Source organism: Burkholderia sp. 9775_39 (assembly GCF_015712225.1).
GTDB classification, from domain to species: Bacteria; Pseudomonadota; Gammaproteobacteria; order Burkholderiales; family Burkholderiaceae; genus Burkholderia; species Burkholderia cenocepacia.
This window is the reverse complement of record NZ_JACCQC010000010.1, coordinates 210,305-223,362: the sequence shown is the minus strand read 5'-3', so window position 1 is coordinate 223,362 and position 13,058 is coordinate 210,305. Positions and strand designations below refer to the sequence as shown.

14 protein-coding genes are annotated in these 13,058 nt (G+C 68.3%); 4 read left to right on the top strand and 10 right to left on the bottom strand.

Translation table 11 applies throughout. The annotated features are described in order from the left end of the window. Positions 1-711: a YceH family protein gene (locus H0X90_RS16385; protein ID WP_012493633.1), complete on the top strand. Its 711-nt coding sequence runs from the start codon at positions 1-3 to the stop codon at positions 709-711. Positions 712-754: 43 nt separating this feature from the next. On the opposite strand, the gene H0X90_RS16380 is transcribed toward H0X90_RS16385, so the two are convergent. Continuing rightward, positions 755-2,020: a hypothetical protein gene (locus H0X90_RS16380; RefSeq protein ID WP_006494324.1), complete on the bottom strand. Its 1,266-nt coding sequence runs from the start codon at positions 2,018-2,020 to the stop codon at positions 755-757. 55 nt (positions 2,021-2,075) lie between these two features. Beyond that, complete coding sequence (locus H0X90_RS16375) at positions 2,076-2,630, bottom strand: hypothetical protein (protein WP_077189914.1); 555 nt, start codon at positions 2,628-2,630, stop codon at positions 2,076-2,078. 403 nt (positions 2,631-3,033) lie between these two features. Here H0X90_RS16375 and H0X90_RS16370 point away from each other — a divergent pair, with 403 nt between their 5' ends. From H0X90_RS16370 to H0X90_RS16360, 3 genes are all read left to right on the top strand, one after another. After that, positions 3,034-4,350 (top strand): lipase family protein, encoded by a 1,317-nt coding sequence (locus tag H0X90_RS16370; protein WP_077189882.1) that lies wholly within the window; start codon positions 3,034-3,036, stop codon positions 4,348-4,350. Between the two features lie 192 nt (positions 4,351-4,542). After that, positions 4,543-5,673: a 3-deoxy-7-phosphoheptulonate synthase gene (locus H0X90_RS16365; protein ID WP_077189883.1), complete on the top strand. Its 1,131-nt coding sequence runs from the start codon at positions 4,543-4,545 to the stop codon at positions 5,671-5,673. A 430-nt stretch (positions 5,674-6,103) separates the two neighbouring features. Then, positions 6,104-6,532 (top strand): PRC-barrel domain-containing protein, encoded by a 429-nt coding sequence (locus tag H0X90_RS16360; protein WP_006485034.1) that lies wholly within the window; start codon positions 6,104-6,106, stop codon positions 6,530-6,532. Between the two features lie 56 nt (positions 6,533-6,588). Here the strand turns inward: H0X90_RS16360 and H0X90_RS16355 are convergent, their stop codons facing one another. From H0X90_RS16355 to dapF, 8 genes are all read right to left on the bottom strand, one after another. After that, entirely contained in the window at positions 6,589-7,341 is a 753-nt protein-coding gene (locus H0X90_RS16355) for an SDR family NAD(P)-dependent oxidoreductase (protein WP_006485028.1), read from the bottom strand. A gap of 40 nt (positions 7,342-7,381) precedes the next feature. Further along, the gene (locus H0X90_RS16350) at positions 7,382-7,897 is read right to left on the bottom strand and encodes an Ohr family peroxiredoxin (protein WP_006485024.1); all 516 of its coding nucleotides are present in this window, start codon (positions 7,895-7,897) and stop codon (positions 7,382-7,384) included. A gap of 25 nt (positions 7,898-7,922) precedes the next feature. Beyond that, positions 7,923-8,678: an SDR family oxidoreductase gene (locus tag H0X90_RS16345; protein ID WP_077189884.1), complete on the bottom strand. Its 756-nt coding sequence runs from the start codon at positions 8,676-8,678 to the stop codon at positions 7,923-7,925. A 205-nt stretch (positions 8,679-8,883) separates the two neighbouring features. Beyond that, positions 8,884-9,888, bottom strand: a complete 1,005-nt coding sequence (locus H0X90_RS16340; protein ID WP_006485021.1) for a LysR family transcriptional regulator — start codon at positions 9,886-9,888, stop codon at positions 8,884-8,886. 110 nt (positions 9,889-9,998) lie between these two features. Next, on the bottom strand, positions 9,999-10,403 hold the full coding sequence (locus H0X90_RS16335; RefSeq protein ID WP_048988824.1) for a cupin domain-containing protein: 405 nt from the start codon (positions 10,401-10,403) through the stop codon (positions 9,999-10,001). A 76-nt stretch (positions 10,404-10,479) separates the two neighbouring features. Continuing rightward, positions 10,480-10,959: a carboxymuconolactone decarboxylase family protein gene (locus tag H0X90_RS16330; protein WP_006485066.1), complete on the bottom strand. Its 480-nt coding sequence runs from the start codon at positions 10,957-10,959 to the stop codon at positions 10,480-10,482. 194 nt (positions 10,960-11,153) lie between these two features. After that, positions 11,154-12,038, bottom strand: coding sequence for an RNA polymerase sigma-70 factor (locus H0X90_RS16325; RefSeq protein WP_060211052.1), 885 nt, complete (start codon positions 12,036-12,038; stop codon positions 11,154-11,156). Next, positions 12,035-12,847, bottom strand: coding sequence for a diaminopimelate epimerase (dapF, locus tag H0X90_RS16320; RefSeq protein ID WP_077189885.1), 813 nt, complete (start codon positions 12,845-12,847; stop codon positions 12,035-12,037). The genes H0X90_RS16325 and dapF overlap by 4 nt, the downstream gene beginning before the upstream one ends. Between the last annotated feature and the right edge of the window lie 211 nt (positions 12,848-13,058).

Genomic DNA, 13,058 nt, shown 5'->3' with positions numbered 1-13,058 from the left:
ATGAACACCACGCCGGATACGCCCACGCCCCGCGCCCTTCGCGAACTCACGCCCCTCGAGGCCCGCATTCTCGGCGTGCTCGTCGAGAAACAGCACACGGTGCCGGATACCTACCCGCTGTCGCTGAACGCGCTGACCGCGGGCTGCAACCAGAAAACCGCGCGCGCGCCGGTGATGAACGTGAGCGAGGACGAAGTGACGACCGCGCTCGACGGGCTGAAGCACCTGAGCCTCGTGATGGAGGGCAGCAGCAGCCGCGTGCCGCGTTTCGAACACAACATGAACCGCGTGCTCGGCATCCCGAGCCAGGCGATCGCGCTGCTGACGATCCTGCTGCTGCGCGGCCCGCAGACGGCCGCCGAGCTGCGCCTGAACAGCGCGCGCCTGCACGGCTTCGCGGATATCTCGTCGGTCGAGGCGTTCCTCGACGAACTCGCGGCGCGCGCGCAACCGCTCGTCGTCCGGCTGCCGCGTGCACCGGGCGCGCGCGAGAACCGCTGGATGCACCTGATGTGCGGCGAGGTGAACATGGCCGACTTCGCGAGCGCGGACGCGGGCGGCGGCGCGGATTCGGTGCCGCCTTCCGAATTCGAGGCGCTGAAGGCCGAACAGAAGCGCCTTGCGGACGAAGTGACGCGCCTGAATGCGCTGGTTCAACGGATGGCGAGCGAACTCGGCATCGACGTTGACACGCCGGGCAACGCGTCCTGATCGCTTCCTGATGCAGTGCTGGCGGTGCGCGCGCACCGCCGCGTCACTTCAGCTTGACGCCCGGGACGAGGTAGCGCGCGCCGCCCGGTCTCAGGATCGGCTTGAGCGCGGCAAACGGCGCGTCGAGCTGCGGGCCGAGACAGGCACCCATTGCGTGACCGATGCCGGATACGACGAACGACAGCTTGCCCGGTGCATCGAGTTCGAACGCCAGATACTGCGGGAACACGTCGGCGCACGACAGCGAATCGCCGTCGCCGTCCGTCGGCTGGTTGCCCGGTGCGGCTTCGTCGCGCAGCCGCGCAATGAACTTCACCATCGCGGCGCTCGTTGCCGATTCACGGTCGTCGGCCGGCGCGGCCGCATCGATCACGCGATTCCAGTCGAGATACGCACCGCGCAGCAGGTCGAACGTGACCGGATCGTAGTGATTGGCCGGGTGCGCGCCGCCGCAGTACGTGCTGCCGGCTTCCACGATGCCCAGTGCCGCACGCGACAGCCACGTGACCGTCACGCGCTCGTCGTCGTAGCTGCCGAGCGTGCCGGCGGCCGGGCCGTCGTCGGTATAGCGGGTCGACGCGCATTCGAGCGCCGCGAGACTCATTTGCCAGTGCCGCTGTTCGAGCAGATGGTTGACGCGCGCCATCACGGCCGGGTCGGGATGGCGGCTCAGGCGCGGATACGCGAGCACCGTGCGCGGATCGCGCCACATCCGGTACGCCACCGTGCCGTCGCCAACCTCGGGGCCGACCGGCTGCGCATGCCCGGCGAGCTTCAACGCGGCGTAAGGCGCGTGCTGCATGTCGATGTCCGCGCCGCGGGCGATGCCGCTGCCGACACCGCCCGCCACGAGCGCGGTGACGGCTTCGACCGAGCCGGGCGCAACCGAGTCGGGATCGTATGCCGCCACGCGGCGCAACGCGAAGGTACGTGTCTTGCCTGAACGCGCATCGGTCCATCGGCCGCGATAGCCGTCCTTGTCCCGCGTGCCCTGCCAGGTGGCCGCCCCATGATCGAAATCGGGCTTGTCGCTGTATTCCGGCGCGGAGCGCGCATCGTCCGGCAATTGCGTGCGCACGAGCGGCTCGACGAGTCGCGCGGGCTTGCCGCGCAGCGGAATATCGACGCCGAACTGCGCGTAGAAATAGCGACCCGAGATCGTGCCGTCCGCGGCCGGGCGATCGTCGAGTTCCATCACGACGGTGCCGGCGCCTTGCAGCGTCCCTTCATAGACGGTGCGCGGCGCGGCATTCGCAGAGCCCGCGTGCAGTGCGATCAGGACGCACGCGCTTCGGAAGAACGGGCGCATCAACGGCGATAACCGGGTGGTTTTCATGAGGATGGGGGAACGATGAAGGTGCATATCAACCAACACGGATCCGCGTTGCGCCCGCGTCGACGAGCCGGAACAGCAGATCCTCGACGGCCGTCTCCGGCGCGGAACCGAGATCCGCGTGGATGCGCCAGCCCTGTTCCGTGCGAACCGGTTCCGACAGGTAGTGAACGATGCCGTGCAGCCCGTCCTCGGCCGGCGTGTTCTCGTCGTCCGCGTCGAACCACGCGAGGAACCACGTCTTGAACGCATCGTTCGCGGTGCTTTCGTCGAGACCGTCGGCTTCGACCGCGGCCCAGTCCCACACGAACGGCTGGATCGACACGGCCGCCGTTTCCAGTTCGAAGGCGAACGGCTCGAAATCCAGCTGCGTGGCCGAATCGACCATCGCGGGCTGGCCGGCCGCCTCGCCCTCGGTCGCGATGGTGTCGGCGCGGCACGGCAGCGCGAGCGGGCCTTCGGTGGCCAGCGTGCCGTCGGCGCGCCGGTAGGCCGGTTCGACGACGATCGCCGGTTGCGTGGCCGCTTTCGCGAGCAGGTCGGCATAGGGTTGGCGGATGGCGCGGAGCAGTTCGGAGACGGTCATCGTGGCGTGTCGGTTGAGCAGGAAACGATCGGTCACAGGCAAGCGGTGCACGGGGCGGCCGACGTGGCACGAGGGGCCGCCTCGCTATCGGACAGCCATGATCGTACGGTACTTCGCTCGAACGCGAACATTCGGCCGAACGGCCGGGGCGCTCGCCTCGCGTGGCAAGCCGGTTTAGACGTTTACCTTCAAACAGTCGAAAACGCATCTCGAACGCATTCGCGTTGTGCTTCAATGAATCAGCTTTGCAGTCCTACCAAATTACAGAACCGGAACAAACCGGATCATTCACTTACAGGAGACAGTCGATGGCAGGGAAACGCCGTTGAAGCGGCAATCGAGATGGTCTGCAACACCGCCGAATTTCCTTCGATGCAGCAGGTTATCCCAGGGGCCTCCACCCATGTCCTCCAGACGTTTCATGATGGCCGCGGCCGCGGTGTCGGCCGCACTGGCCGTCGCCGCACCGCCGGCCGGCGCAGCCGCACCGGCCGTTTCCGATCCGTTCTATACATACACCGGCACCACGCCGCTGGCATCGGTTCCACCGGGCACCGTGATCAAGACGCGCAACGTCACCTATCACGTGGCCGGCATGCCGACCGCGGTGACCGCGCAGCAGCTGCTGTATCGCACCCACAACGCGCTGAACCAGCCGGTCGTCAACGTGACGTCCGTGATCCGCAGCCCGGTCAGCAACGGCCGGGCGATCTCGTACCAGTCGGCTTACGATTCGCTGAACCCGTACGACGAGCCGTCGCAGGTGATCGCCGGCGACCGCGACGTGACCAAGGTGATCAACGTCGGCACGTTGCTGTACAGCGCGGAATCGATCCCGCTGGCGACGCTGCTGCTGCTCGGCTACAACGTCATCGTGCCCGATACCGAGGGCCAGACGGCCGATTTCGCGGCCGGCCCCGAATACGGGATGACGACGCTCGATTCGATCCGCGCCGCGCTCAATACGCCGTCGACCGGGCTGAGTCCGTCGAGCAAGGTCGCGATGATCGGCTATTCCGGCGGCGCGATCGCGACCAACTGGGCCGCGCAACTCGCGCCGAGCTATGCGCCCGACGTCAACCGGCAACTCGTCGGCGCGGCGGAAGGCGGCGTGCTGGTCGATCCGGCGCACAACCTGCGTTACGTCGACGGCAGCATCGTGTGGGGCGGCGTCGCCGCGGCCGCGCTGGCCGGGCTGTCGCGTGGCTACGGTTTCGACCTGACGCCGTACCTCAGCGAGACGGGCGTCGCCGTGTTCAAGGACATCCAGAGCCAGTCGCTCGCGTACATCCTGCCGAAGTACACGGGCTTGCGCTGGGGCACGCTGTTCAAGCCGCAATACGCGAACGACATCAACAGCATTCCGGTGTACGTCACCTATGCGAACAAGGTGAACGCGGGGCTGGCCGCGTCGCCGACGATCCCGATGTTCATCGGCCAGGGCACCGCGGGCGCGCTGGACGGCACGTTCGGCAGCCAGGTGGGCGACGGCGTGATGCTCGCGTACGATGTGCGCGCGCTGGCGCAGAAATTCTGCGCGAGCGGCACGGCGGTCACGTACACCGAGTATCCGCTCGAACACGCGGGCGCGATCGTGCCGTGGGTGGCCGGCATGCTGCCGTGGCTCTACGACCGCTTCAACGGCAAAGCCGCGCCGAACAATTGCTGGCTGACGTCGCTGCTGCCGAGCAATTCGCTCGCGCCCGAGACGCTGCACTAGTCGCTGCCGCGCAACGCGGCGAACGGCGGGCGACCCTTTTACGGGTCGCCTTTTTTGTCTCGTTTCGACGTCGGTCGCGTGACTGCGGCGGCCGCCGCCCGCACTGCCTCGCCGTACCCCGCTGCCACCTCGTCCGGGTGCCATAATCGAGCCTGCCCATCATTCCAGACAGACGTCCCCCGGAGAATCACCATGCAGAACCTCGACAATCCTTCCCACGATCGCGAGGTAGGCAGCGCCGACGCGACGCAGGACACCACCCGCATCGACGACGTCCGCATCGGCGCCGTGCGTCCGCTGATTTCGCCCGCGCTGCTGCTCGACGAGCTGCCGGTGCCGGCCGCCACGCAGACGCTCGTCGAGGATACGCGCCGCGCGATCGGCGACATCCTGCACGGCCGCGACGACCGGCTGCTGCTCGTCGTCGGCCCGTGCTCGATCCACGATCACGACCAGGCGCTTGATTACGCGCGCCGCCTGAAGGCCGCCGCGGACGCGCTGAAGGACGACCTGCTGATCACGATGCGCGTGTACTTCGAGAAGCCGCGTACGACGGTCGGCTGGAAGGGGTACATCAACGATCCGCGCCTCGACGGCAGCTTCCGCATCAACGAAGGGCTGCGCGCCGCGCGGCAACTGCTGCTCGACATCAACGCGCTCGGCCTGCCCGCATCGACCGAATTCCTCGACCTGCTGAGCCCGCAGTACATCGCCGACCTGATCGCGTGGGGCGCGATCGGCGCACGCACGACCGAGAGCCAGAGCCATCGCCAGCTCGCGTCGGGGCTGAGCTGCCCGATCGGCTTCAAGAACGGCACCGACGGCGGCGTGCAGGTCGCGTCGGACGCGATCGTCGCCGCGGCCGCGAGCCATGCGTTCATGGGGATGACGAAGATGGGGATGGCCGCGATTTTCGAGACGCGCGGCAACGACGATGCGCATGTGATCCTGCGCGGCGGCAAGAACGGCCCGAACTACGATGCCGAGCATGTCGAGGCGTGCTGCGCGGTGCTGCGCAAGGCCGGCTTGCGCGAGCAGGTGATGGTCGACTGCTCGCATGCGAACTCGAACAAGTCGCACGAGCGGCAGATCGAGGTGGCGCAGGATCTCGCGCGGCAATTGGGGCAGGGCGAGCACCGGATCGTCGGCGTGATGGTGGAAAGCCATCTCGAAGCCGGGCGGCAGGACCTGAAGCCGGGCGTGCCGCTGAAGTACGGCGTGTCGATCACCGATGCATGCCTGAGCTGGACGCAGACGGAGCCGGTGCTCGACGTGCTGGCGGAGGCGGCGCGGCATCGCAGGGTGTATTCGCGGAATGCGTGATACCGCGTCGCGTCCCGGCGCCCGCCGCGTCATTCGCGGCGCTGCGACGATCGGCGGCGCGTCAGCGACGGCGTCCTGATCGACAGGCCGCGGCGCCTTTATTTTCGCGCCGCGCGCCCCGCTGTTCTGCGTGGTCCTTGATCCTGATCCGGTTTGCCCCACCGGCCACGTCGCACGCCGAACGCACGATCCGCCGATTGCCGCTACCATGAACTCCGTGTTGCACGCTGCGGCCCGGCCATGCCGGTCCGCCACGCACACACGCAATGGCGGCGCGGCCGGCCGCCATGCGACCGACGAAGCGCGGGGCGGCCATCCGCGGGGCGGCCATCTGTGGGGCGTCCATCCGCTGGGTGCGTACCGATCAGCCGTTGCGCCCGCGCCGCTTCGTTCCCGGAATCCACAACAACCGAACCGGAGTGCAACGCATATGAAGTTCTACAAGACCCTCATCGCAGCAACCGTCCTCGCGTCGAGCGTCAGCGCGCATGCGCAGATCGCGGGCGCGCAGCCCATCAGCGTGACCGTCGAGCAATCGCAGGCGCTCCTCGAAGGCTGGAGCGTGAAGAAGAGCGTGCTCGGCAAGACCGTCTACAACGACGAGAACCAGAAAGTCGGCAAGGTGCGTGACCTGATCGTCGCGCCGGACGGCTCGGTGTCGGCCGCGATCGTGTCGGCCGGCGGCTTCCTCGGCGTGGCCGCGCACGACGTCGCGGTGCCGATCGCGTCGCTCGACGTGCGCAACGGCAACATCTACCTGCCGGGCGCGACGAAGGAGGCGCTGAAGGCCACGCCGGCGTTCCAGTACGCGAAGGTGCCGTCGCCGCCGAAGCCGAAGAAGCTCGACGAAAAGCACTGATTTGCCCCTTCGCGCGGCACGCGTCGTACGTCGCGTGCCGCGCGTCCTCGCGACGGTCAGGTTGCGTCGAGCCCGCCGTCGACCGTGATCACCTGCCCCGTCATCCATGCCGCCAGCGGCGACGCGAGCGACACGATCCAGTTCGCGACGTCCGCGGGCTCGCCGCGCCGGCCAAGCGGAATGCGCGTGCGCTCCTGCGCCTTGATTGCTTCGATGTCGGGCGCCGACAGCTTCATCCGTTCCGACAGGAAGTCCGTTTCCGTCGGGCCCGCCGCGACGGCGTTCACGCGTACGCCCGCCGATGCGAGCTCGAGCGCCCAGCAGCGCGTCAGATGCTCGAGCGCGGCCTTGCTCGCTGCATAGTGCGACAGCAGCGCCGCAGCCTTGTGTCCGAACGTGCTCGACACGTTGACGATGCTGCCGCGGGCTGCTTTCAGATGCGGCAATGCGGCGGTCGCGAGCATCGACGGTCCGAGCGTATTGACTGAAAAGATCGCGCTGATCGCTTCGAAGGTCGCCGACCCGAGCGGCAGGATTGCACCTGCGCCCGCATTGTTGACCAGCACATCGAGCCGCCCTGCGAGTGCGACCGCTTCGTCGATCGTGCGCGCGGCATCGGCCGGATCGCCGGCGTCCGCGACCACGTAGTCGATACCGGGCGCGCTGCGCGCGGCGGCGGACAGCGCATCTTCGCGGCGGCCCGTGATGACGACGCGCGCACCTTCGCGTGCGAACGCGACGGCCGCTGCCAGCCCGATGCCGGCGCCGCCGCCGGTAATGAGGACCACCTTGTTGTCGAATGACTGCATGACTTTCTCGTGAAGATGATGGGTTGAACGTGCGTGCCGTTTAGCGTTCGTGCGCATCGTCCGTCGGCGCCAGCGCCACCACGTGGCTGATCCCTTCGTGCGCCATCTTCGTATACGGACTGAAACGCTCGGTGTTGCGGACGAGTTCTTCCGCCACCGCGCGTTCGACGCCCGGCAGCCGCACGCGAATGTTCGCGTTCAGCATGAACAGTCCGTCCATCGGATCGCGGCAGAAGTCGATCGATGCGGACACCGAGGCACCGGCGATCGACACCCCCGCCCGTGCGGCCAGCAGGCTCAGCGCGCCATGAAAGCACGCCGCATAGCTGGCGGCGAACAACTGCTCCGGATTGGGGCCGTCGCCGGGCCCGCCGAGCGCGGACGGCAGGCGCAGCTCGACATCGAGCCGCCCGTCGTCGGAACGCGCGACGCCCGATGCGCGGCCGTGCTCCGCCGCGCCGCCCGTGACGGTCACCGTCGTCGAGTACAGCGTCTGCGGTTCTCGTCCGCGATACCGGTCGAGCAGCGAGAGCGGCGGCGGGCGCAGCGGCGTCATGGCGTGCGTGATCCGGCTGTGGCGTTCAGCGCGCGAGCGCGTTCTGCCGGAACCACGCGTCGAAGGTCGTCGCGCCGAGGCGCGCACCGGCTGCCGGCACGAGCGTGTCGTCCTGCAGCACCGCGCCGAAGTAGTCGGCGCTGGCGTCGCGCGTCACCGTGCGCGCGTCGTGCGTCGCCGACAGGAAACGCTCGACCAGATCGGCGATCCGTACGTGCTCGGGGCCGCCGATTTCGGCGATGCCGTTGCGCGGCGCGTCGAGCGCGAAGTCGGTCACGGCGGCCGCGACGTCGTCCGATGCGATCGGCTGGAAGTGCGCGGTGGTCAACCGGACCGTATCGCCCTGCGCGCCGGCCTGCGCGATCGCGCCGACAAATTCGAAGAACTGCGTCGAGCGCACGATCGTGTACGGCACGCCTGCTTCGCGGATCAGGTTTTCCTGGATGATCTTGCCGCGGAAATATGCGCTCTGCTGCAGCCGGTCGGTGCCGACCACCGACAGCGCGACGTGATGGCGCACGCCGGCCGCGCGCTCCGCGGCGAACAGGTTGCGCCCCGACGCCTCGAAGAACGCTTTCACGGCCGCTTCCTCGAACGACGGCGAATTTGCGAGATCGACCACGACCTCCGCGCCGGCGAGCGCGTCGTCCAGTCCCGCCCCGGTGATCGTATCGACGCCGGTCGACGGCGCCGCCGCCACCGCGTCGTGGCCGCGTGCGATCAGGTTCCTGACGACCTTGCTGCCGATGAGGCCGGTACCACCAATCACGACGATTTTCACGATTGCTCTCCTTGAACGGGCGCGCGACATGCGCGCCGCTTGAATCTGCCGAAACCGGCGCTCATCGCGTTCGCGCGATCGGGCCCGGACCTTGCCGAACGGCGCCTTGCCGGATCCGGATGCGTGTCGAACAGCCTGCATCGTAGGCATGCGCCGCCCGATCCGGTAGGGTCCGGCAGGCCCTCGCCGTGTTGTCGTGCATGCATCAATCGACGGTCTCCAGCGGCGCCATCGTCGTCATCGTCGTCAGGCACTGCAGGTCGCGCGCACGCGTCTGTTCGATCATGTAGTCGATGAACACGCGGATGCGCGTGGGCAGGTGCTTGCGGCTCAGGTAACAGAGATAGTGGCCGCCGTCGTCCGGCGCGTGCTGGCCGAGACAGCTCACCAGCCGGCCGTCGGCGAGCAGGTCGCACACCTGGTACGCGGGCAGTTGCGCGATGCCGAGGCCGTCGAGCGCCGCGCGCACGACGAGATCGATGTCGTTGAACGTGTGATGCGCGGCGAGCTGGCGCTGCTGCGTCAGCCCGTCGATCCTGAATTCCCATTCCGTCACGCGGCCCGATGCGGTGCACAGGTTGATGCAGCGATGTCGCGCGAGGTCGTCGACGTGGCGCGGCAGGCCGTGCCGGTGCGCGTACGACGGCGACGCGCAGACGATCATCTGCATCGGAATCAGCCGGCGCGCGACGATCGCGCTGTCCTCCATGCGGCCGTCGCGAAACGCGACGTCGATGCGGTCGGCGGAGAAATCGGCCGGCCGGTCGTTCAACAGCAGGTCGAGCGTGATGTCCGGATAGCGCGCATGGAAATCGCGCAACAGCGGCGCGACGACCTTGCGGCCGAAGCCGGGCGTCGAGCCGATGCGCAGGTGCCCGCTCGGCGGGCCGCTGCGCAGCTCGCGCATGTCCTCGAGCGCCTGCGCCAGGTGCTCGATGCCGGGCCGGCAGTTTTCGTAGAAGAGCTCGCCTTCGCGCGTCAGCGACATGCTGCGGGTCGTGCGCTGGAACAGGCGGGCGTCGAGCCGGTCCTCGAGCCGTTGCACGTGGCGGCTGACCGACGAGCGGCCGACGCCGAGGCGATCGGCCGCGCGTGCGAAGCTGCCCTCGGTGACGACGGCGAGGAACGTGACCACGCCGGCATAGCAGGTCGAGAAGCTGCGCGCGAACGGATCGTCGGCATCGGGGCGGCGAATGGAGGTGTCGGGCATGGGGGCGCTGGAATCGTGGTGTCCGTATGCGACTAGACGGTTCAGCGCTGCCGCCTGTGACACCGCCCGCCGCATTTTTTCAAAAAAGGGCGCGGCGGCGTGCGAGCCGGTTATTTTTCCGGCACGAGCACGGGCGCGCCCTTGCCCTTCAACAGCAGCACGATGAACTTCGCGGGCCGCGTCCGGCTCGCGTTGCGTCCGACCGTGTGCAGATCGTTCGGGCCCTCGTAGAAGGTCTGGCCCGGTTTCAGCGTGACGGGCTCGCCGCCCTTCACCTGCATCACGATCGAACCCTCGACGACATAGACGAACGCGTCGGCGTGGTGGCGATGGACCGGGTCGACCGCGCCGGGTGGATACTCGACCGAGATCATCAGGGCTTCCTTGCCCGGGTACGCGTCGAGCGGCTTCGTCATCAGCGGCGTGACGATGGCCGAGGGCGCCGCTCGGGCGACGCCGGTCGCGGCGCCCGCGACGACGAGCGCGGCCGCGAGCACGTGTTTCATGCGAATCATGGTGGTGGCTTCCGGTGGGCCGCCGGCCGACGGCCGGCAGCGAGGGAGGGGCGTGGCCTGCCGTCGGGCGCGGCCGTCAGGCGAGATTGGCCTTGTCGAGACCGAAGGCCTTGTCGGACGAGCCCGGCACGGTCCGGAACGCGACATTCGCGCGGTTCCAGCCGTTGATCGCCATCACTTCGAACGTCAGGTCCGACAATTCCTTTTCCGAGAGCTGGCCGCGCACGCGGTCGTAGAGGTCGTCCGGCACGCCGTGCGCGGGCAGTGTCGTCAGTGCTTCGGTCCACGCGAGCGCGGCCCGCTCGCGCGGCGAGAAGAGCGTCGATTCGCGCCACGTCGCAAGATGATGCAGGCGCAGCTCGCGCTCGCCGTGGATGCGCGCCTCCTTCACGTGCATGTCGAGGCAGAACGCGCAGCCGTTGATCTGCGACGCCCGGACGGACACGAGATCGCGGATCGATTCCTCGATCGCGCTGTTGCGCAGCAGGTTGCTGAGTTCGAGGAATTTCCGGAACAGCTCGGGCGACTGTTGAATGTAGTTGAGACGCTGCGTCATGATTTCTCCTGGCGACGAAGAGGCTGGCCCGCGTTGCGCGGGCGTCGTGGGCGGCAGGGCGCCGCGCGAAATCATCTTAGGAGTGTGCACCGGGGCGCGGTAGCCACGTACAGGGACGCATCGTGTTGCGCGCGCTGCACCAATCCGGGCTCGACGGCGAGCGCGGCCGGCGCCGGCGCGCGGCGATGCGCGCGTCAGCCGGCGGCGCAGGCGCTCGCGATCCGGGCGAGCTTCTCCGGGTTGCGCTGCACGAGAATCCGGCCGATGCGCGTGCCGTCGGTGTCGAACGACATCGCCGATTCGAGTTGTCCGTCGATGAAGCGCAGCATCGCCCACTCGCCGTTCAGCACGACCGGCCGCATTTCGACGCCGCTGCCGCAGCGCAACCACGTCGCATAGAACAGTTGAGCGATGCGCCGGCCGCCGACCATCGGTTTCGGGAAGCTCTGGACGTGGCCGCCGCCGTCGCCGATCAGCATCGCGTCTTCGGCGAGCAACGCCTGGATCGACGGGAAGTCGCCTTGCGCGAGCGCATGCGTGAACGTCTGCAGCAGCCGGCGATGCGTTTCATGCGGCACCGCATGCCGCGGCGGGGTGTCGTCGCGCAGCCGCGCGCGGGCCCGGCTGACGAGCTGCCGGCACGCGGCTTCGGTCTTGCCGATCGCGTCGGCGATCCGGTCGTAGTCGAATTCGAAGACTTCGTGCAGCAGGAACGCCGCGCGCGCTTCAGGCGTCAACCGTTCGAGCAACAGCAGGTACGCGACCGATACGTCGCTCGCGCGCTCCGTCATTTCCTCGGGCGTCGCGGGCGATTCGCCGAGCTCCGGTTCGGGCAGCCAGATACCCGTGTAGTGCTCGCGCCGGATCTTCGCCGCGCGCAGGCGATCGATCGACGTGCGCGTCGTGACCGCGACGAGCCACGCCTCGGCGTTCTCGATGCTGTCGCGCGCCGCGTCGTGCCAGCGCAGCCACACGTCCTGCACGATGTCCTCGGCATCCGCGACGGAGCCGAGCATCCGGTACGCGATCTTCTGCAGGCGCGGGCGCAGCGCGTGGAAGGTTTGTGCGTCGTCGGTCATGACGGCCACACTCCGCTGAAGCCGGCCGTCACGGGCCCGCTCAGGAACACGCTGCCGGCGCCGTCCCAGTGAACGGTGACGTCGCCGCCGTCGCAGGTCACCCGCACGGTATCGTCGAGCAGCCCGCGCCGGATGCCGTTGACCACCGCGCCGCACGAGCACGAACCGGAACCGAGCGGCACGCCGCCGCCGCGTTCCCAGATGCGCAGGCGAATGTGCGTGCGATCGATGACCCGCACGAAATGGACGTTGGTTTTCTGCGGAAACAGCGGATGTGCTTCGATCGCCGGGCCGAGTGCGGCGACGTCGAGCGTGTCGGGATCGTCGACGAAGAACGTGCAGTGCGGATTGCCCATGCTGCAGGCGGCCGGCGTGCCCGGCAGCGGCAGCGCGAGCGTGTCGGCGGCTTCGGCGAAGGGTATGTCCCGCCAGCCGAGCCGCGGCGCACCCATCTCGACCTTGATCAGCCCGTCCGCATCCTGCGAACAGTGCAGGCGGCCGCGATTCGTGCGCAGCACGATCGACGCCGCGCCGGTTTCCCGCATCAGCTTCCATGCGACGCCGCGCGTCGCGCTGCCGCAGGTATCGAGCGCCGAGCCGTCGGGGTTCCAGAACGCGACGCGCGCGGCCGCGTCGTCGCCGTCCGAGATCACCGCGAGCTGGTTGAAGCCGATGCCGCGATGCCGATCGCCCATGCGCCGCACGAGGTCGCCGTCGACGGGATGCGCGCGATCGTGTTTCCGACCGCGCAGGTCGACGATGACGAAGTCATCGCCATTCGCGTTCATCTTCTGAAATGCGATCGGCATGGGGATTCCGGAATGGAGGCAGGCAAATACTGTACGTGGCTCGCCGGTCGCGGGCAATCGTCGCCCGACGAGGTGCACGCGCCAACGATCTACGTAATTCTACGTAGATCGTCATACGTAGTTGTCCGCTTGTAAGCGGCCCCCGTCGCGCGGAATACTACGGCCCATCGCCGCAGTCTCCGCGAGGCTGCGGCACGGCGCATCGACGTCA